This window comes from Vallitalea guaymasensis (assembly GCF_018141425.1).
GTDB lineage: Bacteria > Bacillota > Clostridia > Lachnospirales > Vallitaleaceae > Vallitalea > Vallitalea guaymasensis.
In genome coordinates this window covers 4,598,336-4,623,110 of the sequence record NZ_CP058561.1, presented here as the reverse complement: position 1 = coordinate 4,623,110, position 24,775 = coordinate 4,598,336, and the positions used below count along the sequence as shown (strand labels likewise).

The 24,775-nt window shown below is 30.3% G+C and carries 26 protein-coding genes; 4 read left to right on the top strand and 22 right to left on the bottom strand.

Annotated elements, in window-relative coordinates; genetic code table 11:
• Positions 1-200: 200 nt before the first annotated feature.
• The 6 genes from HYG85_RS19805 to HYG85_RS19780 form a co-directional block, all read right to left on the bottom strand.
• On the bottom strand, positions 201-713 hold the full coding sequence (locus tag HYG85_RS19805; RefSeq protein WP_212691116.1) for a hypothetical protein: 513 nt from the start codon (positions 711-713) through the stop codon (positions 201-203).
• A complete protein-coding gene (locus tag HYG85_RS19800) occupies positions 706-1,503 on the bottom strand; it encodes a hypothetical protein (RefSeq protein WP_212691115.1) in 798 nt (265 codons plus the stop codon). Before HYG85_RS19800 ends, HYG85_RS19805 begins: the two co-directional genes overlap by 8 nt.
• A 350-nt stretch (positions 1,504-1,853) precedes the next feature.
• Entirely contained in the window at positions 1,854-2,822 is a 969-nt protein-coding gene (locus HYG85_RS19795) for a GNAT family N-acetyltransferase (protein WP_212691114.1), read from the bottom strand.
• A gap of 264 nt (positions 2,823-3,086) precedes the next feature.
• A complete protein-coding gene (locus HYG85_RS19790) occupies positions 3,087-6,455 on the bottom strand; it encodes a leucine-rich repeat protein (protein ID WP_212691113.1) in 3,369 nt (1,122 codons plus the stop codon).
• A 253-nt stretch (positions 6,456-6,708) separates the two neighbouring features.
• On the bottom strand, positions 6,709-7,383 hold the full coding sequence (locus HYG85_RS19785; RefSeq protein ID WP_212691112.1) for a class I SAM-dependent methyltransferase: 675 nt from the start codon (positions 7,381-7,383) through the stop codon (positions 6,709-6,711).
• A 66-nt stretch (positions 7,384-7,449) separates the two neighbouring features.
• Complete coding sequence (locus HYG85_RS19780; protein ID WP_212691111.1) at positions 7,450-8,076, bottom strand: DUF6273 domain-containing protein; 627 nt, start codon at positions 8,074-8,076, stop codon at positions 7,450-7,452.
• A gap of 316 nt (positions 8,077-8,392) precedes the next feature.
• On the opposite strand from HYG85_RS19780, the gene HYG85_RS19775 reads away from it, so the two are divergent.
• The gene (locus HYG85_RS19775) at positions 8,393-9,325 is read left to right on the top strand and encodes a hypothetical protein (RefSeq protein ID WP_212691110.1); all 933 of its coding nucleotides are present in this window, start codon (positions 8,393-8,395) and stop codon (positions 9,323-9,325) included.
• Between the two features lie 182 nt (positions 9,326-9,507).
• Here HYG85_RS19775 and HYG85_RS19770 read toward each other — a convergent pair whose 3' ends face one another.
• Positions 9,508-9,909 (bottom strand): VOC family protein, encoded by a 402-nt coding sequence (locus HYG85_RS19770; protein WP_212691109.1) that lies wholly within the window; start codon positions 9,907-9,909, stop codon positions 9,508-9,510.
• 251 nt (positions 9,910-10,160) lie between these two features.
• Here HYG85_RS19770 and HYG85_RS19765 point away from each other — a divergent pair, with 251 nt between their 5' ends.
• Both HYG85_RS19765 and HYG85_RS19760 read left to right on the top strand, forming a co-directional pair.
• Positions 10,161-10,337 carry a hypothetical protein gene (locus HYG85_RS19765; RefSeq protein WP_113671270.1) on the top strand — a complete coding sequence of 59 codons (177 nt, stop codon included), beginning with the start codon at positions 10,161-10,163 and terminating at the stop codon, positions 10,335-10,337.
• Positions 10,338-10,621: 284 nt separating this feature from the next.
• Positions 10,622-10,879, top strand: coding sequence for a hypothetical protein (locus HYG85_RS19760; RefSeq protein ID WP_212691108.1), 258 nt, complete (start codon positions 10,622-10,624; stop codon positions 10,877-10,879).
• Between the two features lie 128 nt (positions 10,880-11,007).
• Here HYG85_RS19760 and sigK read toward each other — a convergent pair whose 3' ends face one another.
• From sigK to mtaB, 11 genes are all read right to left on the bottom strand, one after another.
• Positions 11,008-11,688, bottom strand: a complete 681-nt coding sequence (gene sigK, locus HYG85_RS19755) for an RNA polymerase sporulation sigma factor SigK (protein WP_242986367.1) — start codon at positions 11,686-11,688, stop codon at positions 11,008-11,010.
• 69 nt (positions 11,689-11,757) lie between these two features.
• Complete coding sequence (locus HYG85_RS19750; protein WP_212691107.1) at positions 11,758-12,993, bottom strand: peptidase U32 family protein; 1,236 nt, start codon at positions 12,991-12,993, stop codon at positions 11,758-11,760.
• 35 nt (positions 12,994-13,028) lie between these two features.
• Positions 13,029-13,679, bottom strand: coding sequence for an O-methyltransferase (locus HYG85_RS19745; RefSeq protein WP_212691106.1), 651 nt, complete (start codon positions 13,677-13,679; stop codon positions 13,029-13,031).
• A 187-nt stretch (positions 13,680-13,866) separates the two neighbouring features.
• Positions 13,867-14,937, bottom strand: coding sequence for an endolytic transglycosylase MltG (mltG, locus tag HYG85_RS19740; RefSeq protein ID WP_212691105.1), 1,071 nt, complete (start codon positions 14,935-14,937; stop codon positions 13,867-13,869).
• A gap of 78 nt (positions 14,938-15,015) precedes the next feature.
• Positions 15,016-15,360: a YlbF family regulator gene (locus HYG85_RS19735; RefSeq protein WP_212691104.1), complete on the bottom strand. Its 345-nt coding sequence runs from the start codon at positions 15,358-15,360 to the stop codon at positions 15,016-15,018.
• 57 nt (positions 15,361-15,417) lie between these two features.
• The gene (locus HYG85_RS19730) at positions 15,418-17,079 is read right to left on the bottom strand and encodes a ribonuclease J (RefSeq protein ID WP_273319481.1); all 1,662 of its coding nucleotides are present in this window, start codon (positions 17,077-17,079) and stop codon (positions 15,418-15,420) included.
• Positions 17,080-17,351: 272 nt separating this feature from the next.
• Positions 17,352-17,795, bottom strand: coding sequence for a Fur family transcriptional regulator (locus HYG85_RS19725; RefSeq protein WP_330407986.1), 444 nt, complete (start codon positions 17,793-17,795; stop codon positions 17,352-17,354).
• A gap of 170 nt (positions 17,796-17,965) precedes the next feature.
• The gene (locus HYG85_RS19720) at positions 17,966-18,232 is read right to left on the bottom strand and encodes a DUF1292 domain-containing protein (protein WP_212691103.1); all 267 of its coding nucleotides are present in this window, start codon (positions 18,230-18,232) and stop codon (positions 17,966-17,968) included.
• Between the two features lie 118 nt (positions 18,233-18,350).
• Positions 18,351-18,776, bottom strand: coding sequence for a Holliday junction resolvase RuvX (gene ruvX / locus HYG85_RS19715; protein ID WP_113671277.1), 426 nt, complete (start codon positions 18,774-18,776; stop codon positions 18,351-18,353).
• Positions 18,777-18,903: 127 nt separating this feature from the next.
• Positions 18,904-19,164: an IreB family regulatory phosphoprotein gene (locus HYG85_RS19710; RefSeq protein ID WP_113671278.1), complete on the bottom strand. Its 261-nt coding sequence runs from the start codon at positions 19,162-19,164 to the stop codon at positions 18,904-18,906.
• Positions 19,165-19,302: 138 nt separating this feature from the next.
• Positions 19,303-20,604, bottom strand: coding sequence for a tRNA (N(6)-L-threonylcarbamoyladenosine(37)-C(2))-methylthiotransferase MtaB (gene mtaB / locus HYG85_RS19705; RefSeq protein ID WP_212691102.1), 1,302 nt, complete (start codon positions 20,602-20,604; stop codon positions 19,303-19,305).
• 176 nt (positions 20,605-20,780) lie between these two features.
• Between mtaB and HYG85_RS19700 the strand changes: the two genes are divergently transcribed.
• Positions 20,781-21,014 carry an HPr family phosphocarrier protein gene (locus HYG85_RS19700; RefSeq protein ID WP_113671280.1) on the top strand — a complete coding sequence of 78 codons (234 nt, stop codon included), beginning with the start codon at positions 20,781-20,783 and terminating at the stop codon, positions 21,012-21,014.
• A 107-nt stretch (positions 21,015-21,121) separates the two neighbouring features.
• On the opposite strand, the gene thiI is transcribed toward HYG85_RS19700, so the two are convergent.
• From thiI to HYG85_RS19680, 4 genes are all read right to left on the bottom strand, one after another.
• Positions 21,122-22,318 (bottom strand): tRNA uracil 4-sulfurtransferase ThiI, encoded by a 1,197-nt coding sequence (gene thiI / locus HYG85_RS19695; protein WP_212693801.1) that lies wholly within the window; start codon positions 22,316-22,318, stop codon positions 21,122-21,124.
• Positions 22,319-22,365: 47 nt separating this feature from the next.
• The gene (locus tag HYG85_RS19690; protein WP_212691101.1) at positions 22,366-23,523 is read right to left on the bottom strand and encodes a cysteine desulfurase family protein; all 1,158 of its coding nucleotides are present in this window, start codon (positions 23,521-23,523) and stop codon (positions 22,366-22,368) included.
• Between the two features lie 143 nt (positions 23,524-23,666).
• Positions 23,667-24,032 carry a response regulator gene (locus tag HYG85_RS19685; protein WP_113671282.1) on the bottom strand — a complete coding sequence of 122 codons (366 nt, stop codon included), beginning with the start codon at positions 24,030-24,032 and terminating at the stop codon, positions 23,667-23,669.
• A 1-nt stretch (position 24,033) separates the two neighbouring features.
• Complete coding sequence (locus HYG85_RS19680) at positions 24,034-24,771, bottom strand: 16S rRNA (uracil(1498)-N(3))-methyltransferase (protein WP_212691100.1); 738 nt, start codon at positions 24,769-24,771, stop codon at positions 24,034-24,036.
• Positions 24,772-24,775 lie beyond the last annotated feature (4 nt).

The following is a 24,775-nucleotide window of genomic DNA, read 5'->3' as shown; positions in this document are numbered from 1 at the left end:
TCTATGAATTATTATCATCACTATATTATATAATAGATTAACAATGTTGTAAATGATAATAATAGTCATAATCAGATAATGTCATTTAATTAATGTAACCATTCTCTTTTTGCGCAAGTATATAGAATATTTTCATATTATCTTTTAATGCCCACATGAGACAAATAATTACTCAAACATAACTTTAATAATCATTTATTTTAAAATCTATAATTAATAACTTTATCATGAATGTCATAGATTGTTACTACACCTATATTTTCTTCAAGAATAATTGTAAATGGTTTTTCACTGTCTATATCAATTTTTTTAATTTCATGTCCATTATCTATTTCAATACGCTCAGCTTTCACCTTATTCATTGAAAGTAAAGCTTTGCCATATCTATTTAACTTAAATTCATAAATACTTTCTTCTATAGAACTTAAAGATCCACCACTTCTAAAGAAGTATCCAAAAGAAAAGCCTTTTCTATTAATATATATAGAAAAAGTATGATCACTACAATGTTCATTGTAAAAAACCATGGCACATAAAGAATTTGATATGGACTTTGCAACTTCCCAACTATCATCAATTTTTTGTGATTGTCTTGCATCAGATTCAATTCTTGATTTTGGTACACCTATATTTCCATTAGTATATAAACTAATAATACCTAATATAGTTAGTACTATTATCATAGTAATAAACTTACATATTTTCTTACACATATCTCCATCTCACTTCCAAAGATTTAATCCAAGTCCCATTAAAATTTTCATCTACTTCCTTGACGTATGCCGTAAAAAAATAAATAATTTCGTCTTTAAGAATAATGGATGCATCAAATAGATTACTAGTATAATTATCTTCAGCAGGTTTTAACCTTGAATCCAAAACTCCAGAGAATACTAATTCAATTGAATCTGACCATTGACTATCAAATTTCATATGCATTGAACGTATTGTATCCATGCAATACATTGCATTGTCATTATCTACATAAGAACCACTTGTATAGCTTGCATCAACCAACACTGAGTCATGAAATCCATGAAACCTTTTCATTAGATCATCAATGTCATTCTGGCTCCTTAAATAACTCCACCCCTCTATATCAGCAGATTTTAGGTTATTAAAAAAGCTGATATCTCTACTAAATACTTCTTTTCCTAATATAAGGTCGGAAATAATATTAAGATTATCAGAAAAATACTCATAACCTCTAAAAGAAAAAATATATCTATCTCTATCAGCTGTATCCAATAGACGGTTGCAGTCTTCTTTCTTCTTTACTTTCCGTGAAATCCAATTATCCGGCAAAAAATAATCAATAATATTAACATTTGCCCCATAGCTATCTGTCTTCACTTTTTTATCAAGAAAATCAATTAACTTCAATCTATTATCTGCTTTTGAATCCATAACCAAATATTTTTCATAGTATCCAATATTAATTATAGCTAGTACCTCTGAAATAAAATAGTAGTCTTCACAGCTATCATATACTCTTGCTTTCAATACTCCAAATCTCCTTTATCAATTTTATACTCTTACTTAATATTAGTTTTACAGTACTATATAATTATATATTTTATAATTACTTCTACTAGTTACTTATCAAATTTACAAAGAATTTGCTCCATATCTTCTATTAGCTTATCAAACCAAATTATATAATCTAATTTTAAGTTACATTTATATAAATTATACTTAGATTTTAAATTGGCTAATTGTTTCTGATTAGGATTAGTAAATGTAATATTTAGCCTCCAATATACTAGATATATCTCCTGATTGCTCGTAATTATGCAACATTTTTATATAATCAAAAATAAAAATCTCTTCTTTATCAGTTGAATGGATATATTTTATCCAATACTGTTTAAATTACTTCTTTCATCTATTCGTCTCACTAAACTATATGTATATGGTGTAAAATATTTTAACCAAACTTTATTAGCATTTGGATTAATACTTTCAAAATCCACACCACATCGCTTATACTCTTCTTTCTTTAATTTCTCTATCATGTAGGCTATTAAACTACTATAAATTCCTGTTCCTCTATATTTAGGGTATATATATGCTCCACAGATATGCATTGTCTCAGAATCATCATCTATAAGAGTTTCACCTGATGGCTTAATCTCTAAATACCCAATTATCTTCTCTTGAATAGTAGCAGTAAAAAATCTAGATTTTCTACTTACTGATTGTTCTTTGAATTTTTTAATATCTGATATTTGCGCTGGATGAAAAATTGGACTTTTGTTCATATGTAAGGCTAATTCATTCTTAAGATCAATTAGAAGATCAATCTTATTTATACTAATTTCTTCTATCTTTACATTTGGTATGCTCTTATATATTATTTTGTCATTATTAATAGATGTAATAGCATCTACACACCTCATACCAAATCCATTTTGAAAGAAAGTTTTAATGGCTATTTCATTATGGGCATATATTGCTATTGCATGATTAAATATTTCTTGTTCAACCCAGATTTTAGCCACTTCTTGATATAACATTGAATAAATATATGCTCTATTTTCTTCAATTGCTCCATGACCATGTATGGGACAAAATGTACCTTTTACATTACCAAAAAAATCGCTAATCGGTCCATAACCAGTCATGAACCCAACTACCTTATGTTTATCTAATGCTACTATTCCCAGATTATTGTTAACCATATCTGATAACACCCTGCAAAATAAATCTTTATAATCTTTATTTGGTAACTCAAGTACTTTACTACATTCTTCTTCATATTCTCCAAGTGTAATATCTGCCATTTCTTCAATGTGATTACTATTAATTTTCTCAAATATCATTTATTATTTTCCCCTTTACTACCTATTCTTTTTTAACCTCTATACGACTTGTTTTTATAATAAACTAGACTTTTCATTACAATCATACCTTCCCTAGTAATGATATACAGAATCAATCTATGCTCAATTATATACCCTTTATTTACCATTTTCAACCAATTAGTGTATACCAATCTATGACTAATATTGCACCTTTATTTTGAGATAGAATAGAGGGTATACTTATTATGTATACCCTCCCTCAACTCATTAATCCTTATTTATTTAGTTTTTCTTACTGATAATCATATTGTACAGCATTTGAGCTACTTCTGCTCTCTTAGAAGTACCCGTAGGATTAATTATATTATTATCACCACCGTTGATTATATCTCTACTTATTAGATATTTAGCTCCTTTTATGGCATAACTTGATATCTCATTATTATCTATAAAATCTTCTAGTTTATCATCTTCGTCATCAAAATTACCTAGTCTATCTGTAACTTCAAGGGATTTGTAAAGTATATACATCATTTCTTCACGTGTTATTTCTTTACTTGGCTCAAATGTATTACCATATACCTCAGGTAAAATATTATTATCCTTTGCAATAGATATGTTATCTGTATACCACTTATCAGCCTCTATATCACTATAGTTATCTTTACTCTGTGATGTAAAGTTAAAATATCTAACTATAAGAGCTGTAAATTCTGCTCTAGTTATTTCGCCATTAGGATCAAAAGAAGTTTCACTCTTTCCGTTAATCACTTCTCTACTAGCAAGTGTTTCAACAGCTATTTTGCCCCAATGTGTAGCAACATCATCAAAGGTTTTATCAACATACATTAGTGCATAATTACTTAAATGATTTGTAGTAAATCTCATTACTCCATTGACTACAATACCTTCTATTATTTCTGCATTTCCTTTTTTATCAATATATACTGCAACTACTTTATGATTTTCATAATCACCATTGATTGGTATTTCAATTATTATAGGCTCATCAGATTCAAAATTAGTTTTTTTACCATCTACAAATATTGATATATCAAATATAGGTAAAGTTCCGATTTGTTCTTCTAATTCTTTTGAAAGTTTTAAGTCTTTTTTATCTACTTTATCAATCTTAGCTTGAACATTTTTCTTCTCTAAACCTTCAAATGCTGTACCATTAAAACTTACTTCAATATCTTCTTGCTTTATAGCAAAAGTTGTATCTTTGCCTTTTTTACTTGATGATATTGTTTTTGCACCTGATACTGACTTGGATGATGAACTACTACTATCACTAGAATACGATCCAGCACCAGTTGATGGTCTAGCTGTTGTAGATATTGTTATGCTATCACTCTCTACGGATTGATATGTGCTATCTGTTTCTTTAATCCTTTGTGTAAATACATACTCTGTACTTGCATTTAGCCCTGTGAACACATTACTATCTTGCCACGTACCAGTTCCCATTTTGTACTCATAGCCATTTGTAGGTGTAAGAGTAATACGATTATAACTTCTTGACTGCATTGCTAGTGCTATTGGTGTAGTTGTATTGTCATTTTTCATAGTAGTAAATAAAATATGCTCTAGCACATAATTATTATTACTATCAGCTACACGTACACATATTGCATATTCAGTCCCTACTGACAAGTTAGCATTCAATTCTCCCAAAGTTCTATCTACTGTTAGTGTTACTTCATCTCCTGCTGCTATGCTGCCTGTCTGCTTTCCATCTGATATAATCCAATAAGGACCTTCATATGAAGGACGTGGCATAAGTACTGTCACTTCATATGTACAATTTTTATCTACCGAAAATATAACTTTAGCATCCATTTTTGTGATATCAGTTACTGAAAGAGTAGTAAAAGCAGGTGGTTTTATTACATTTATCTCAAATGTATCTGATGTCTCTTCTTCACCTTCATCCGTGACAGTTATAGTTACACTAACAGTTTCCTCGGTAGTTGGTGTATATATAAGAGTTCTTGTATCTTCATTAAAAATTATTACTGAATTTGTTGTAGACATAGAGTATATTAAAGTATCATCATCTGTATCTGTAAAAGTATTCTCAGGTATTATATATGTAAATTCTTTTCCAACTGTTGCTGTTTGATCTGGTATTTCGTTAGCTACTGTTGGAGCTGTATTGTCTGAATTGTTGTTTATCATTATGTTAAAAGTATCCGAGATACTATTATTACCATCACTTACTGTTACAGTTACCATATATAAATCAGAAATTGTTGGAACACCTGTAAATGTTTTAGAACTGCCACTAAACGTTATACCACTTGGCATTCCCTCAGCAGTATATGTATATCCATCTACATTTATAAATGTATCCTGAGGAATTGTATAACTAAAATCAACACCAACTTCTCCTTGTTGGTCTGGTATTTCCTTATCTACTGTAGGAGATGTATTAGTCGGTGTTACAATTATAGCAAACGTATCACTTACACTGTTTCCTGCTTCTGTCATAGTAATTGTTATATCATAGCTCCCTGTAGCCGTTGGTACACCTGAAAAAGTCTTTGAACTTTCATCAAATGTTATACTTGTCGGCATTCCAGTAGCTGTATATTCGTAATTATAACTGTATGTATCGTTAAATGTATCAGTAGGAACCTCATAGTTAAAAGAGATTCCAACTGCAGCTGTTTGATTCGGTATCTCATTTTTCACTTCTGGTATAGGATGCCACGGTCTGTTACTACCATCAGCATCTGTCATTACATATGTTTTAGCAGTAGAATCTTCATAACAATATACTACTACACGAAAACTACCAGTATAAAGGTACATTCCTATATTTGCATTTGGGTTAAGTATTGTTAATTTCGTTAACTTTGGACACTGGGAAAAGGCAGCTCCACCTATATCAGTTACATTTTCTGGAATTACTACATTGGTTAATTTTATACATTGGCAAAATACACTTAATCCTATAGTAGTTACATCATTATGTATTATAATATCTTCTAAACCAGCGCAATTGTAAAATGATTTATCACCTAGAATAGTTGCATGATTTGGTATAGTGTAAGAAGTATCTAATTTTCCTTCAGGGTAACGTATCAATTTACTTCCATCCTTAGTAAATAGAACTCCATCAATAGATTTATACTCATTATTATTTGTATCTACATTGATGCTTTGTAAACTAGTGCAACGTTCAAAAACATTGTCTCCAAGACTAGTTATAGTACTAGGGATAGAGATGCTAGTTATGCCACTACACTGCTGAAAAGCGCTACCTCCAATTATCTCTACACCCTCTGGTATGGATAGACTTGTTAATGAAGAACATCCCCGAAATACACTTGCACCTATTTCTCTTACTGTATTTGGTATTGTTATACTTGTTAAAGCATCTTCCCACTGGAAAGCAGCATACTGAATTTTTCTTACAGGAGTAGGCATACTACCATCATGAGAAAAGCTCACATCTACCATAGCTGGTATATTAACTGTTGTATCACTACCATTATAATTTGTAATAATAACATATTTATTATTGTTACTATCATAAGCAGTTTCATAGTTAAATAGCCCGTCGGTAGTTTCAGCTGCATAACAGACTGCATTTATACTCATGAAACACAAAATCATTAGTATTAATAATATTATCTTTTTCATTGAAAATCCTCCTTTAAATTTTTACCTAGTCTTATCTTATTAAAATCATAGGTTATTTACAATATAGCGTGAGTAACTGGTCATAATCCTAAAGTTACTGATTTGGGCATAAAAAAAATGACCTGAGTTGCTCTAAAGTAACTTAAGTCATTCTGTTTATTTTTAATTTTATTATTAATACTAATTTCAGATTTTATACTATATTTATTCTTTAGTATACTACATTCTCCATTAACTCTTTACATTTTGAAGTCTAATTTTTATGGATAATGAGAAAAACACTTGACTCATCTACCTCATGGATTTTATATTCATATCCTAATGAATCTCCAATCTCTTCTAAATCTTTCTGAGTATACGTAGTAGCTTTAAAACCATCCTTACAAATAATAACTCCATCCTTTGTTTTATCATAATCAAGCTCGCCTAGTAACCCCTTATCAGCTTGTTCTTGAAACCACATTATCCTATATTCCCAAAATTTTTCACTATAAGTACTGAAAAAAACTTTTCCACCACTAACAACCATTTCCAAAATCTTCTCAATCAATTCAGTAGATTTAATTTTCATTGCAGACAAACCATTTTGCAAACAAAGAACTACATCAAATTTTTCATCAAAATGAAGATCCTGTACATTCATAGTCATAATCTTTGCATTTTGACTATCCTTCAAATATTCCTTTCCTAACTCAACACTTTCTTCTGAAACATCAATACCCACAATTGATTTACAATCTCCTGCTAATTCCTTAACAATACGTCCATAACCAGCCCCTAATTCCAGAACCCTTTCACTGCTTGTCAAATTATTTTTCACAAAAGAGATTTCCGCATCCAAATACTGTTTTACTCTGGGTATTTGAGTTTCGTATGCCTTAAATAACATTGTTGAATTTAATTTTTGTGCATAATAATTATTTTTCATAAATAACCTCACTCTCAAAAACATTAGGGTATATTATATATTTATACGCAAAAAATATACCGTGGTTTATAATTCTAGTTTCAACCATAAAGCTGGACGAACTCCGCCGCTGTTATCACCTGTTAAAGGGTGAATTGTGTTGCTACTGTAACGAAAGGTACCATTTCCCTGAATACCTATATTGCCGTCACCGTGTATATATACAGCTCTTCTATTGTCACGTCCAGGGGATCGAAGCCACCACCACCATACATACCCATCAAATGTCGAGCTTCGTTTGTTGTTATTCTTGTCTTTCTTTTGAAACCAGTATCGTTGTTTTGGGCTGCGATTTTCAAGGTTTTTACTACTGTCACCGAAATATTTGCACACTACTTCTTCAATGCTTAGAAGAAATATGTAATCCTGAGTATCTTCTCCGCCTTTTGAACCGTACCACTGATTGTCGAGGTTTTTACTTAATACAGGAATGATTCTTGACTGTTCGGCAGTGGTGAATTTGTTATAAAACTCACCATTAAGATATTTTCTCAGCGAACAGTCGGACCATGTCACATCACCAGCGCAATCATTATAGGGCTGTTGTTTGATCATGTTTTCGGTTATAATCAAGGCTGTATTGCCTTGTATATCAAGAATGCGCCAATGATAACCGCCAAATTGCAGGATTGAACCAATATTAATCTCTTTCATTCTCTTTCTCCTTTTGTATAATATTTTTCTTTAGTTCTGTTATCAATCTCATTCTTTAATCTTACCATAGTCAATATTAAACATCTACCAATTTATTTATCTATATTATTTCCTATAAAGAAGATTCATTACGTACAATTCAGTACCTATCTCCTCAATTCTAGAGGGACAATACCGTATTGGCATAACTCTCTAATTCCTGCTTATGTCCCGATTATATCTGCTTTATTACTGACTGTGTCCAAATACATTGTACTTGTTATAAATCTGCATTATACTCGTTGTATCATACAAAAAAAGGAAAGGATTGATTTTTATGACACCAACCTATTATATGTTAGTGTATTGTAATGATGGACAAGATGCACCCACAAAATTTCTTATGGGTATAAGAAATCAAGAAGGATACTTTTTCCATAAACAACGTGGTGAAGTTACATATATCAAACCTCAAATATTTGCTCAACGACAAACACCTGGTAAAATAGTTTTGCCCGGAGGAACGCCAAATTCCCATACAAGAGGTAGTCACCTTGATCTTGCCAATAGTGAATTCATGGAGGAAACAGGAGTAAATTTACTTGATGGCTATGGTGTTCAGTTAAATAATGATGTAAATGTACAAGTTATCAATAATAATAGAGGACAGCCAGCAGCTTACATAGTACAAGTCAAATTAAGCAATGATAAGTTTAGAGATCTTCAAACCCGAATTAACCAAAATATGACTACTAAGAGTGCTAAAATACTTGCTATCCAAAATAGAACTTATCAAGCGACTAGAACCGAATGCCCCATCCTAGACGATGAACTAAGTGGTGTGAGAGTACTTGAAACTGGTACTACTGAATTTAATGAAGCTCTACAAGATATGGATACATTAGACCAAGGTGCAAGTTATAAATATAGAGGTTGGTTTGCAGAGGGTATTGTTAATTGTATTCAAAGAATTTACAATTTACATGTTGACACTACCTTCAATGACGGAAAAAATATAAATAAATGGGTTGGTGATGTAATCTTACAATTAAATGAGATGCATCGTACTCGTCGACAACTTGATGGTCGCCGTCGTTATGAGCATGATGATTATCGTCGTCATAAGCTTGATGTTCGCCCTCGTCGCGAATATGATGATTACCGTCGTCCTGAGTTTGATTATCGCAGTCATCGCGAGCATGATAACCACCGTCGTCGTGAGCGTGATTACCGTCATCATCGTCGCGAACGAAGTCGTAGTCCTAGATGATAATTTTAAATTAATCCAAATTAAGGCTACAGTTCATAAACACCGTAGCCTTAATAAATAATTCTATTTAATGTGTTGTTTTTATCAAGGAAAGGCTAAAAATTATACATGTATACCTTCAAGAAATTGAGTATGTTCATACCTCAAAAAACCTCTTGGGTATTTATATTATGATTGGATAACTATTCATGCTTTTTAGCAAATGCTATAATATGCCCATCTGGATCCGCTCCATATGAAACATAATCCCCCCATGGTCTAAGTTCACAGCTACTAACTCCCTTACCACCTGCTTCTATTAATTTAGTATAAGCTTTATCTGGATTATCAACAAATAAGTAAATCTCACATCGTGGTATTCCATTTCCTTCACTTGGATTAGGAACCTCATTCCCCATAATTCTTCTAATCCCCTCTTCTGGCATAATACCTAAGCTGACACCTTCAGATAGTTTGAATTCAGTCATTCCAGGAACATGTAATATTGGTTCATATTCTAATATGTCTGTATAAAAATCTTTACTATATTCCTGGTTTTTAACGTATAAAATAAACATAGTATTACCTTTTTTAGCATTACCCATAACTTTACTCCTTTAACGTTATTAATGTTTTCCCACTACCTGTTGTATCATAAATATTATGTAGTATTATCCATTTTATTATATGCCTTTTTATTATAAAAAACAATTGTCTAGTACTCTACTTCTCAGTAATTTTCTTGAAATTTAATCTTTTCTTCTCTACTCATTAACTTTACCTTTCTATTTACTAAACACAAACTTAGTTGCTATTAATATCTGTTAATGTTAAAATATCACTGAGGTGATAATATATGAAACCAAAATTAGCAAGGAATGGATTAATTTTTGCTGCATTGTGCTTTTTAATAGGCAGTTGTATATTCATGTCTAATAATCAAACAGCTGCTCTACTCGATTTAATAAGTGCTTTCCTATGTTTTATATCTGCTTATAGACAACATAAAAAATATAAAGAATCTACTCACTAATTTAATCATTTGTTTTCATATGTATAATATAGTTGCGATTACGGTACTTCATACAAAGGTACCGTTGTTTTATGTGTATTTATACATCTACATTATATCAATCTTTTACGACTCCTTTTGAACTTAAACAAACTTTAGTATTTCCTCATATCTCCTTTTATGATAGAATCATTTTTAGACTAACTATTATTATTTAATTAATATTTATACTAAATAAATGTTGCTTAATAAACTTCTATATATAAAATACCCTTTAAGCTATAATTCTTTGAGAGGTGAGTATATTGACCAAAGTAAAATTTTTAAAAATTACAATAGCTGTAATCATAATTATATTAGGAGTACTGAATAAGCTTAATGTCATTGATAAATTTCTATTAGCTGATTCAGTTGTAATTGGATTTATTTTAATAAGTATCTTACATATAGTAGATGGTTATTTTTCTTTTGCCAAGAATAAAAAAGTTGATGGAGTTATTTGGTTTGTGTTGGGTATATTTTTTATTTACCTTTCTACGTTAGTTTATTCATTCTGGCATTAAAACTATTATTTTTACTTTATTCTATTTTTTGCATTTACATTCATTTATACAAAACTAAGGCTACAGTTCATAACCGTAGCCTTACTTAATAATTCTATAAATATATTATTTTAATTACCTGTGTATCATTACCTACTTCCATTAAACTCCTTATACAACTTACTAAGTGCCTTCTTTTCAATCCTAGAAACATAAGACCTAGAAATCCCTAACATATTTGCAATCTCTCTTTGAGTCTTTTCTGCCCCATTATTCAACCCATATCTTAGCTCTATTACTGTTTTCTCTCTCTGTCCTAGTACATACTTCATTTTATTATATAATAGACGTATTTTCATCTTCAGATCGACTTGGTCTACAATAGAATCTGCTTTTGTCTCAATAACATCAATTAAACTGATTTCATTTCCTTCTTTATCAATTCCAATAGGTTCTTGAAGTGATATTTCTTTTGCATGTTTTTTTTCATTTCTAAGCATCATCAGCAATTCATTTTCTATACATCTAGCAGCATAAGTCGCTAGCCTTGTACCTTTATCTATATTAAAGGTTGTAATTGCTTTTATTAAACCTATTGTTCCGATAGATATTAGATCATCCATATCTCTGTCTGTAGTATTATATTTTTTAACTATATGAGCAACTAAGCGTAAATTCCTCTCAATTAAAATATTCCTCGCTTGCATATCTCCTTCTTTACACTTAATTAAATATTCCCTTTCTTCAACACTTGACAATGGTTTAGGGAATGATTGAGATGTTGTAAAGTAGAACCCTGGTAAAATGAATGTTAAAAAATTGAATAGCAAAACAAAAGCACCTCTAAATATGTATTCATAACAGTTTATGAAAAAAATACTCAGAAAGTGCCTTTCCACTTAAAATTCTTTACTTTTTAATCTAATTATTGTGTTTTTCGGAAATTCTTTATCTATTTTAAACCTTATAACTTGTTTAGGATGAGGAGCGCTTTCAACTAAGTTTCCTTCTTCATCCCACATTTCTTTAATGGTAGTTACATAATTCTCACCATCAGTAGCCATGAATTCCACTTCATCTCCAACACAGAACTTATTTCTCTGTTGTATAGTAACCATCTGTTCAGCAGAATTATATTCTATTACCTTACCAATAAAAGTATAGCTTCTTATATAAGTATTACTATTATATATCTGTTCATTTTCATCTGGTCGTTTAAAATAAAAACCTGTTGTAAACTTTCTATGAGTACACTTCTTAATCTCATCCAAGTAATAAGGAATATTATTTCTATATTTGGATTCATCTTCAAAATAATCATCAATTGCTTTTCTATATGTTCTTGTGACAGTTGCAACATACAATTGTGTTTTCATCCTGCCCTCTATTTTGAAACTACCAACACCAGCATCAATAAGTTCAGGAACATATTCTAACATACATAGATCTTTTGAATTATAGACATAAGTACCTCTTTCATTTTCATAGACAGGCATGTATTCGTTTGGACGAGTTTCCTCCACTAAATGATATTGCCATCTGCAAGGGTGTGTACATTCGCCTTTATTAGCATCTCTGCCAGCCATATAGTTACTTAACAGGCATCTTCCTGAATAAGATATACACATAGCTCCATGTACAAAAGCTTCTATGTCTAGAGTGTCAGGACTATTTTCCTTAATCTGATTTATTTCTTTAAAAGATAGTTCACGAGCAACTACTACCCTCTTAACACCGAGTTTATGCCAAAAATTAACGCTTTTATAATTAGTATTATTAGCTTGTGTACTAAGATGTATCTCCATGTCCGGTAACATTTCCTGGGCAATAGTTAAAATACCAGGATCAGCAATAATCAATGCATCAGGTTTTATTTCTTTTATTTCATCAAAATACTCATAGACTTTATCAATATCATCGTTATGAGCAATTATATTAGCAGTAACGTAAACTTTAACATTATGTTTATGAGCAAAATCAATACCTTCTTTCATTTGTTCTGTAGAAAAGTTTTTTGCTTTTGCTCTCAATCCAAAATGTTGTCCTCCTATATAAACTGCATCAGCACCATATAGAACAGCTACTTCTAGATTTTCTAAGCTTCCTGCAGGTATAAGTAATTCAGGTTTATTCAATGTTAGCCTCTCCTCTCAAAGCTATAATTAATTCATTAATATTTTTTATAACTTAGTGTTACTCCATCAGCAATAGGAAGTATTGATGTTTGAAAGTTTTTATTATGATTCAATTCCCATAAAAATTCTCTCATACGATTGTGTATTGTTCTTTGCCTTCTTGGAACACTAAATCTTGATTTTGCTACTGTACCATTTTGAAGAACATTATCACATATAAGTATACCGCCTTTTTTTAGCAATCTAAGACATTCTGGTAAAAAAGTTAAATATTGACCTTTTGCGGCATCCATAAATATAACATCAAAAGTATCATCAATAGAAGATAGGATATCACTGGCATCCCCTTCTAACAATGTTATAACGTTCTCTTTACCCGCTTTTTTTATATTTTCTTTGGCTTTCTTAATCATGTCTTCTGATCTCTCAATAGTAGTTATACAACCGTCTGTATCAATAAAGTCACTCATGATTATTGAAGAATAAGCCACCGCAGTACCAATTTCCAAAACTTTGCTTGGTTTCTTGGTAGCTAATATCCATTTCAACAAATTCTTGACTTCAGATTTAATTATTGGAACATTATTATTGAGAGCATCTTTCCTAATGGTACGAATGATAATGTCGTCATCGGGTTCTATAGCCATTAGGTAGTCTCTTATATATTTATAAGTGATTTCACTCATTGTTTAACTCCTTATAAACTTAATTTAAAGGACTGTCTCAGAATACATCTACTTTTTATACCTTCTGTTTAAAAGGGTCTGTGTTACGTCTTTTTAAGACCTAACTTACCATCAAACAGAGTCTATCTTACCAGTATATTAAAGTAAAATGTATTATGAGACAGCCCTTTTTTATTGTATAGTAAAATTAAAATTCTTTCTGTAATTTACCTTTAACTTTATTATGAGCATCTAAAGATTTATTAAATTCATGTTCTCCAGTCTCTGCATTCTTAAGAGAGAAATAGAGATAATCACTCTCAGTTGGAAAAAGAGCCGCTTCTATTGAACGCTGACCTGGATTAGAAATAGGTCCAACAGGTAGACCTGGGTTCATATAAGTATTGTATGGTGATTCAATCTCCAAATCTGAATATAACAATCTTTCTCTAGGCTTGTCAAGAGCATACATAACAGTTGAACACATCTGTAGTTTCATAGGTTTCTTTAATCTATTATATATGACACCAGAAACTAGTTCTCTTTCAGTATCAACTCTTACTTCTCTTTCAATAATAGATGCAATAGTTATTATTTCATCTATCTCATAGCCCAACGCTTTTGCTCTATCATAATATTCATCTTTGAAAACTTTATCAAATTGTTTTAACATGATACTAACTATATCTTTAGCAGTTGCATCAGTATATATCTCATAAGTAGATGGGAATAGATAACCTTGTAATTTTAAGTTTCTATCTGGTACTTCCTCAATAAACTTATAATCATAAGATACATTATTCACAGCATCCAAGAATTCAGATTCTTTACATATATTTTCTTTAGCCAACTTTTTGGCTATTTGTGCAACTGTATAACCTTCTGGTATAGTAAACTTTATCGTTTCCTTCTTTGCTCCTTGAGTTGTTAATATATTAGCTATTTCTTCATCTGTCATTCCTGTATTCAGTGTATAGTCACCATACTGGAATTTATTCTCTTTACCAGAAAGCTTAGAATAGAATAGAAAATAATAAGTATTTTTTATTAATCCATTATCATGCAATATCTTTGCAATTTCTTTTGATGAAGTACCTTTTGGTACTTTTATGTCCACTGTTTTTACAACTATATCTTCTGCGGGAGTTTTAGCCATTAATTTATATGAGTAATCATATACTTTTCTACCTGCAAAAAATATAATCAATACGGCCACAATCAATATTACAACTTTTGACAAAGCATGTAACCCTATTAATAATCCTTTTTTCTTTTTCATATTTTGTCACCTTCCTGGTTAACTCAATCCGTATTAAGTCTCAAGTATTTTTATAGTTTAGATGTAGTATCAACGGATTTATTCAATGAATGAAATATTGAAATTAATTTCTTTTGCTATGAGGTCATATACCTCTTCAATAACTTTTGCTAATTTATTTTCAGCTTCAAGAAATTTAATAACTTCTGGCTGTTCAATAATTTCATTATATTCTTTGTTAAGTTTTAACATATTTTCATAACATTCAAAAGAACCATCACCATATTCTATATGGATATTAAAAGACTTCTTCTTGTATTCACTAACTTTTTCTAGTAACTGTGGATTAGATTCTATTACATTCTTGCAATTTTGATAATCAGTATATTCTTTTAAATGTTTAATTTTCTCAACAAATATCTTTGTTTCTTTTATATAATCCACAAATTAGCATCCTCTCAATATCGATAAAAATATTAATTTAATCTATTTTTTGATAATCTAAACTTCCATTATAATAGGTAAAATCATAGGACTTCTTTTCGTTTGTGTCCACAAATAGTCTCTTAGAGCATCCCTTACTACACCTTTTATCTTAGACCAATCAGTTATTTTCTTTTTATTACATTGATCTAATGCTTCTTTAACAACTTTTCTAGCTTCCAGCATCAAATCTTCTGATTCTCTAACATAAACAAATCCTCTTGATATTATATCAGGACCACACAATATTTGTCCAGTTTGTTTTTGTAAAGTAACAACAACTATTAATAATCCATCTTGTGAAAGTTTTTGTCTATCTCTTAAAACTATATTTCCAACATCTCCAACTCCTAGACCATCAACTAGAATTTGTTCTGCAGGTACTTTACCAGTTACCTTTCCGCCCTCTTTATTAATCTCTAGGACGTCTCCACTAGAAAGTATAAATATATTATCTTTTTTCATGCCAATGCTTTCAGCTAATTCAGCATGTTTTACTAAATGTCTATATTCACCATGTACAGGGATAAAATATCTTGGTTTAACCAATGTATGAAGTAATTTCAACTCTTCTTGCAACGCATGTCCTGAAACATGGGTATCTTCGCAGATTACTTCTGCACCTTTTCTATATAAATCATTTATTACTTTTGAAACTGTTTTTTCATTTCCTGGAATTGGCTTAGAACTAAATATAATTTTATCTCCTGGCTTAATCTCTATCTTTCTGTGTACAGATGAAGCCATTCTAGATAATGCTGCCATTGCTTCTCCTTGACTTCCAGTAGTAATAATGACTAATTGTCCATCTTTATACTTATTAATATCCTCTACACCAATCATCATTTTATCTGGAACTTTCAAATAGCCTAATTCAATAGCTGTCTTAACTACATTGATCATACTTCTTCCTTCAACAACAACTTTTCTATTGAATTTTTGAGCTGTCCAAATGATTTGCTGTACTCTATCAACATTAGAAGCAAATGTGGCTACTATTATTCTCTTTTGTTCAGAATCTAAGAATATATCATCTAATGATTCTCCTACAGTTCTTTCAGACATAGTGTACCCTTTTCTTTCAACATTGGTACTATCCGCCATAAACAAAAGTACACCTTTTCTACCTAACTCAGCAAATCTTTGTAGATTGATAGCTTCTCCTCTAATAGGTGTATAGTCAATCTTAAAATCCCCTGAATGTATTACAACACCAACAGGTGTAGTTATAGCTAGTGCTACCGCATCTGCTATACTATGATTAGTTCTGATGAACTCAACCCTAAAAGAACCTAATGTAATAAATTGACCAGGCATAATACATTTTCTTTTAACGCTTTTTAACATATTATGCTCCTTTAATTTATTTTCAACTAACCCAATAGTAAGTCTTGTACCATAAACAGGCACATTAACATCACGAAGAACATAAGGTAATGCTCCAATATGATCTTCATGTCCATGAGTTAGGACAATACCCTTTACCTTCTCTATGTTATCCTTTAGGTATGTTACATCTGGGATTACTAAATCTATCCCTAACATTTCATCTTCTGGAAACGCTATACCGCAATCAACAACAATAATTTCATCGTTATATTCAAAAGCAGTAATATTCATACCTATTTGCTCAAGTCCGCCTAAAGGTATAATTTTAAGTTTTGATTGTTTTTTTGTCAAACTGACACCTCCTAAATTAGTAAGATAATTTCTGTATCACACCCAATCAGTTATTGAAGAAATTATCTTTCATGTTCAACTTAAAATGTTACAATTTTTGCATAGTCTAAAACTTCTTATTTTCTTACTAGATTCTCTAATAATACGAAGATATCACTATGTACTGCCTATTCAAATATTATATCCCTTAAGTTAAACCTTAACGCCCAAAGATATATTTTTGCATTATAAATATATCCTTTAATAATTTTTATTATCCCGTACATTGATAACTATTTACAGTTTTTACAAATACCATAAAATTTCACTTTGTGGTCAGTAACTTTAAAATCATATTTTTCTTCGAAGCCTTCTTCAATAGATTCCATTAAATCGTCCTCTACTTCAATTACTTTACCACAACTTTCACAGATTAAATGATGGTGATGGTGATGGTGATTATCATCATTAAACTTGCCAATTTCATACCTTATAAATCCATCGTCTAAGTTTAATTTATCTATTAATTTTAACTCATGCAAGAGTTGTATAGTCCTATATACCGTAGCTAGTCCGATTTCAGGGCACTTCTCTCTTACTATCTCATAAATCTCCTCAGCTGTTAAATGGTCGCCTTCGTTATTTTGAAGTACATCTAATACAGTTCTTCTCTGAGTAGTAAGTTTAAATCCTTTTTCTTTTAACATTCTTTTAAAATCTTCACTGCTAACAGACACATATATTCCCCCATACTTTTTTAATATACTTTAATTTTATATAACTTTTCATTAAGCATATATATTTCAATAGTATAATTGTAGTTATTTATTAGTTCAAAATCACTATTAATGTAAAATATAGATAACTTAATTATAAATCTCTAATAACATTTTGTCAAATTTGGCACTTACATATCTATATCAATATCTTCCACTAAATCCATTAGTTTCTCACTAACTGGTAGAAGCTCATCGTCATCGTCAACTATTTCATAAATTACATCTTCGCCATCTAGGCTAATTGCTTTTAATACATAGGCTGTCATATCATCAAGTTCCAACTCATCTTTTTCAACAGCCAATAAATATGTTTCTTCTTCATATTCTAAAGAACTTAAAATTGCAAATTCCACATCTTCACCAGTCTCTTCAAACGTAAATACAATTGTTTCCACTAAAAAATCCACCTTTCAAATTATTACCAATTTTTTATTAGTTTATAATATATATATTAACTTATTTTAATTCATTGTTGATTAATACCATTAAATCTAATTCACAAAAAGTATTTTATTAGTTTCTTTGTAAATTGTCAAGATATCCTTGTAAAATAAAAACAGCTGCCATTTTATCTATGACTTTACTTTGTTTTTTTCTACTTAAATCAGCTTCCAAAAGTGATCTTTTAGCTCCTATTGTGCTTAATCTCTCATCCCATGTTTCTACTGGAATTGAGAATTCCCGCATCAATCTATCTTTAAAATATAAGGTCCTATCCACTCTTTCTCCAGATGTATTATTCATATTCTTAGGGAGTCCTAATACTATCTTTTCTATATTATACTCATTTATAATATCACCTAATCTTGCAATCGTTGATTTTAGGTTTTTTTCATCTTTTCTGTTTATAGTTTCTATACCTTGAGCAGTCCAACCGAATGGATCACTAACTGCTACACCTAATGTTTTACTCCCATAGTCTAAACCTAAAATACGCATTTAATCACATCCAACTTTTATTTTCTACCTAATAACTTCTTTGTAGGATAATAAAAGTGTGCATCTGCACACTTTTCATCATTGAATAGTATACCCAACTATTTAATTTAACTTTTATATTATACGACTACTTGCAGTTATTGTCTATATAATTTTTTACCAATTCCTCTAATAATTCATCTCTTTCAACTTTACTTATTAGACTTCTAGCATTTTTATGGCTAGTGATATAAGTAGGATCACCAGATAAAATGTACCCTACAATTTGAGAAATAGGGTTATATCCTTTCTCTGTAAGGGCTTCATATACACTTACTAAAATTTCTTTTGCATCTTCTGGTTCTTTTTCGAATTTCTTAAAAAACTGAGTACTATTAATGTTTTTCACCCATATCACATCCTCACTTAAAACAATTCTCTCGAATCTAGCCTTTTGGTTTTATATTCCTTTTACTATATATTAATATATATGTAAGTAAAATACAATTAAAATTTGCTTTGTAATATTATTTTAATGTTAATTTATTTATATGCTTCCAACTAGATTATCATTTTGGATTTTGATAATCTTTGTTGATAACTGTAAATTTCTAATATTATTGTCACTGAAAACTTTTACTTTTATATAATTATCAGTAAATCCATAGTAACATTTTTTCTCATCTATCATTGATTCTTCTTCAAACAGCACTTCAACCTCTTTATTGATGAAACTATTTAAAAACTCTTCTCTTATTTTACTTTGAACATTAGTCAATGTATGACTTCTCTCAGTTTTTACTCTAGGGTCGATTTGGTCATCTCTAGCAGCAGCTGGAGTACCTTCTCTCATAGAATATTTAAAAACATGTATTCCACTAAATCTTATTTTCCTAACAAAATCTAATGTAGAATCAAATTCCTCGTCTGTCTCCCCTGGAAAACCAACTATGATATCAGTTGTTATTGAAGGGTTCTCATAAGCTTTTCTAATAATCTCTACTTTGTTATTGAAGATCTCAGTAGTATATTTTCTATTCATCCTTTTTAAGGTAGCATCACAGCCACTTTGGAGTGACAAATGAAAATGTGGACATACTTTATTTAATTTTGACAGCTGTGAAATAAATTCCTCTGTAATTAGATTTGGTTCTAATGATCCTAGTCTAATCCTTAATATACCATCAATCTCATTCAACCTCATCAAAAGTTCAATTAATGATGTGTTAGTTAAGTCTTTTCCATATGAAGCAATGTGTATACCTGTTAAGACAATTTCGTGGTATCCATTACTTGCTAAAGTATTAACTTCTTTTATGACACTACTCATCTCTCTGCTTCTTATTCTTCCTCTTGTATATGGAATAATACAATAAGAACAAAATTGATTGCAGCCATCTTGTATCTTAATATAGGCTCTTGTTTTATCATTAACCTTTGTAATGAGAATATCCTCATATTCAGTTGTTTTTCCAATATCTTCGACTACATTTATCTTATTGCCCTCATGGATATATTCTTCTACTAAATCAACTATTTTATTTTTATTATTACTACCGATAACCAAATCTATATTATTATCTTTTATCAACTTGTCTTTTGCTATCTGAGCATAGCATCCTACTGCTACAATGATAGCTCCTTCATTATTATGTTTTGCCTTTGATAACATTTGTCTTGATTTTTTATCAGCAACATTAGTAACGGTACATGTATTAACAACATATATATCAGCAATTTCTCTAAAATCTACTATTTGATATCCTGATTTTTCAAACAATTCTTCCATAGCTTCAGTCTCATACTGATTAACTTTACACCCTAAAGTATGGAAAGCGACTTTTTTCATATTAATACCTCACAATAATTATTTATTTTTTTGTATATTATTTCAGTAGTTTAACAAAAAGCACCTAATATAGTTTACTTTTTTTGGTAATTTTAGTTATTGACTTATTTCCTAGAAAAGGTTAGTATATTCATGTATTCAAATATTAAAAAAACACTTTTAAGGGGGTCAATTACATGAAAACAGTTAAAGTAACATTAAATTCAATCGATAAAGTTAAAAATTTTGTAAATGCAATCAGTAAATTTGATTCTGATTTTGATTTAGTTTCTGGCCGTTACGTTATTGATGCAAAATCAATCATGGGTATCTTTAGTTTAGATTTAAGTAAACCAATTGAATTAACAGTACATGATGATGATGCATTCAATGCAGTTGCTGGCACTTTAGAAGAATTTATCGTTGAATAATTATTAATTTCATGTTTATGAAATACTAATATGGACTAAACCATATTATAAAAATCCACTTGTCAGTGGATTTTTGTTATAATCCTATCTATAATTTCTAACTATCTTTATTCTTCCTCATCTGGCTTAATTTTAACAAGTTCTACGTTGTTAATTGCCTCTTCAATCATTTCATCTATTTTTTCTAATCTTCTTTCAGATCTGATTATGGATTTTAATGAAGGTTTTGTAACTGGATGTTTAGCAACGAATATAGTACAACAATCTTCATATGGTAGAATTGAAGTACCATAAGTATCAATCTTTTCACTTATCTCAACTATCTCTTGTTTATCAAAACCTATAAGAGGTCTGAATACTGGCATATTACAAACAGAATTAGTAGCATTAAGACTTTGAATTGTTTGTGACGCTACTTGTCCTATGCTTTCACCAGTAACCAATGCAATTGCACCATATTTTTCTGCTAATCTTTCAGCTATTATCATCATTATTCTACGCATAATTATTGTTAGTTGTTCATGAGGACATTGCTCATATATATACAGTTGAATATCTGTAAACGGTACAACATTGAGATTAATCCTTCCTGAATATCTTGAAACAATCTTCGCTAGATCAATTACTTTCTGCTTAGCACGTTCACTAGTATATGGATGGCTATGATAATAGACTGCGTCTAACTTAACCCCTCTTTTAGCTACTAGATAACCTGCTACAGGTGAATCAATCCCTCCTGATAACATAAGCATTGCTTTACCATTAGAACCAACTGGCATACCACCCAAACCTTTGATTATCTTGGAATAGATATATGCTCTACTTCTTATTTCAACCCATACTTTCACGTCTGGTTTTTTTACATCAACTTTTAGTTCAGGAATATGGTCAAGTAAATATGCTCCAACTTCACAAGCTATTTCCATTGAATTAAGAGGATATCTCTTATCAGCTCTTCTTGATTCAACTTTAAAAGTAAAATTAAAGTCTTCATATTCATCTTTCATATACATTAGTGTTGCTTCTTTTACTGTCTCAAAATCCATATCCTCAAGAACAACTACTGGACAAATCCCAACAAGACCAAATATCCTTGATAATCTATCGACCACTTCATCATAATCATAATCAGAAAATGGCTCAATAAAAATTCTTCCTTGCTCTTTACTGACTTTGAAATCGCCACATGGTTTAAGTGCTCTACGGATATGGTCTGCAAGTATATTCTCGAATATATACCTGTTTTTACCTTTAATTGCAATTTCACCATACTTAACTAGAAAAGCTTTTTTTAAATTACTCATTATATAATCCAATCCTTCCAATAATACGTTATCTTTAACATCATTCACTAATGTCTAACAAACTTCCTTAATAATGGTACTATGTTCTTTAATTCATCTACACACTTATCCAATTCTTCAATGGTATTGTTAATACAAAAACTGAATCTTACTGTGGATAGTGCTTCTTCATTATTTAATCCTATTCCCTGTAAAGGACCTAATTTAGAAGGTTTATTAGATGAACATGCAGAACCTGTGGATACAAATATATCTTTTTCTTCAAGACTATGAAGTAATACTTCGCCCCTTACTTTATTGAATCTTATACTTAGGATATGTGGCGCACCCTTATCTACATCTATTCCGTTGATAACCGTATCTGTTATTTCGTTCATGATTCTACCTGCTAAATGTCTTTTTAATTCATATAAATGTTCTACATTGGAATCTAAGTTATCATACATCATCTTTGCAGCAAGACCAATAGCTGCAATTCCAGGTACATTCTCTGTTCCAGACCTTATACCATTTTGCTGATATCCACCATATATGATAGGGTTTATCTTAATATTATCATTGATATAAATAACTCCTACTCCCTTTGGAGCATGAAATTTATGTCCACTTATACTTACTAGATCAATATTCCATTTTTTAGGATATATATTCAACTTACCAAAAGATTGTATAGCATCTACATGAAAAATAGTATTTTTATTCTTCTCTTTGATTACCTTCCCAATCTCTTCTATAGGCATTATTGTACTGATTTCATTATTAACATGCATTATTGATACCAAAATAGTATCTTCACGTATACTATCTCTTAATTGTTCCAGATCAATAAGTCCATTACTATCAACTGGTAAAACTGTTATCTCATAATCATTATCCCCCAGATAATTTATTGTATTCTTAACAGAGGAATGTTCTATTGCTGTAGTTATTATATGCTTACCTGATCTTTTATAGGCATTTGCTACACCAAGTATTGCTAGATTATTGGATTCTGTTCCACCAGATGTAAAATAAATTTCCTTTTGATTTACTTTCAATATTTTAGAAAATATCTCTTTTGAATTAATAATATATTTTTCAGCTTCAAATCCTTTTTTGTGTAAAGACGAAGGATTGCCATAATCTTCTCTAAAGACTTTACACATTTCTTCTATGACAACTTCAAAGGGTCTTGTAGTAGCCCCGTTGTCCAAATATATTTCCATTCTAAGGCATCCTTTCAAAATAATAGTCTAATTTGTATAAAATATATTTTGTAATATAAAAATTTAAGAAAGATATACTATATTAAACTTAGTGCTTAATATAATATATCTTGCCCAAAACAACTCCTAAATTATAGTCTTCACTATTTTTTAACAACATTTTCTATAGCTTGTACTACTCTTGATTTCTGGAAAGGCTTCACGATGAAATCTTTCGCTCCATTTTTAATCGCTTCTATTACCATAGGTTGTTGACCCATTGCTGAACACATAATTACTTTTGAATTAGGACTTGCCTTAAGTATTTCAGGAAGTGCAGTTACTCCATCCATTTCAGGCATTGTGATGTCAAGAGTAATTACATCTGGTTGTAATTCTTTTGCCTTAGTTATTGCCTCTTTTCCGTTATTAGCTTCTCCACAAATATCATAATCTTCATCTGATAACATTTTCTTTAGTACAGTTCTCATGAAAATTGCATCATCAACGATTAATACTCTTAATGCCATACTATTCCTCCTCAAGTTGAAACATTAGTAATGATAATATAGCTAAACCTGCTGTTTCTGTCCTTAGTATTCTTTTTCCTAGTGTTATGATATTAGCCTCACTACTTTTAGCCTCTTCTATCTCATTTAGGCTAAATCCTCCCTCAGGACCTATAAATACTCCAATCCTCTTACAGTCTAGATTGTTAATAAATTCTCTGGTTTCTGTTATATTTTTAGCATTTTCATAAGGGACAATAATTGTATCCAGCTGCTTAGAATATTCTATTGCTTCTTCAAAATTCATTATTTCATTTACTACTGGAATAATACCTCTTTTTGACTGCTTGGCTGCAGACTCAGCTACCTTATTCCATCTAGCTAATTTTTTCGTCCCATTTTGTTTATTTATTTTAACAACGCTTCTTTCAGTAATAACAGGAATTATCTCATATACCCCCAGCTCTACTGCTTTCTGCACAATTAATTCCATTTTAGCTTGTTTTGGCAAAGCTTGAAAAAGGTAAATTTTTGTCTTTAGTTCAGTAACTGATTGTTTTTTAGTGACAATTTTTGTATTTATGTAGTCACCTTCAATACTATTAATTATACAATAATAATCATTACTATGTCCATCACAAATTATAATTTCGTCATTTTTATTCATTCTAAGTACATTTTTGATATGTTTTACATCATCACCAACAATACGAATCTCATCTTCAATAATTTGGTTAGGCTCTACAAAAAATCTATGCATATAA

Coding starts and splice junctions, on each gene's coding strand:
- HYG85_RS19805 (WP_212691116.1), bottom strand. CDS start 713: ATGTGTAAGAAAATATGTAAGTTTATTACTATGATAATAGTACTAACT.
- HYG85_RS19795 (WP_212691114.1), bottom strand. CDS start 2,822: ATGATATTTGAGAAAATTAATAGTAATCACATTGAAGAAATGGCAGAT.
- HYG85_RS19790 (WP_212691113.1), bottom strand. CDS start 6,455: ATGAAAAAGATAATATTATTAATACTAATGATTTTGTGTTTCATGAGT.
- HYG85_RS19785 (WP_212691112.1), bottom strand. CDS start 7,383: ATGAAAAATAATTATTATGCACAAAAATTAAATTCAACAATGTTATTT.
- HYG85_RS19780 (WP_212691111.1), bottom strand. CDS start 8,076: ATGAAAGAGATTAATATTGGTTCAATCCTGCAATTTGGCGGTTATCAT.
- HYG85_RS19775 (WP_212691110.1), top strand. CDS start 8,393: ATGACACCAACCTATTATATGTTAGTGTATTGTAATGATGGACAAGAT.
- HYG85_RS19770 (WP_212691109.1), bottom strand. CDS start 9,909: ATGGGTAATGCTAAAAAAGGTAATACTATGTTTATTTTATACGTTAAA.
- HYG85_RS19765 (WP_113671270.1), top strand. CDS start 10,161: ATGAAACCAAAATTAGCAAGGAATGGATTAATTTTTGCTGCATTGTGC.
- HYG85_RS19745 (WP_212691106.1), bottom strand. CDS start 13,679: ATGAGTGAAATCACTTATAAATATATAAGAGACTACCTAATGGCTATA.
- mltG (WP_212691105.1), bottom strand. CDS start 14,937: ATGAAAAAGAAAAAAGGATTATTAATAGGGTTACATGCTTTGTCAAAA.
- ruvX (WP_113671277.1), bottom strand. CDS start 18,776: ATGCGTATTTTAGGTTTAGACTATGGGAGTAAAACATTAGGTGTAGCA.
- mtaB (WP_212691102.1), bottom strand. CDS start 20,604: ATGAAAAAAGTCGCTTTCCATACTTTAGGGTGTAAAGTTAATCAGTAT.
- HYG85_RS19700 (WP_113671280.1), top strand. CDS start 20,781: ATGAAAACAGTTAAAGTAACATTAAATTCAATCGATAAAGTTAAAAAT.
- thiI (WP_212693801.1), bottom strand. CDS start 22,318: ATGAGTAATTTAAAAAAAGCTTTTCTAGTTAAGTATGGTGAAATTGCA.
- HYG85_RS19690 (WP_212691101.1), bottom strand. CDS start 23,523: ATGGAAATATATTTGGACAACGGGGCTACTACAAGACCCTTTGAAGTT.
- HYG85_RS19685 (WP_113671282.1), bottom strand. CDS start 24,032: ATGGCATTAAGAGTATTAATCGTTGATGATGCAATTTTCATGAGAACT.
- HYG85_RS19680 (WP_212691100.1), bottom strand. CDS start 24,771: ATGCATAGATTTTTTGTAGAGCCTAACCAAATTATTGAAGATGAGATT.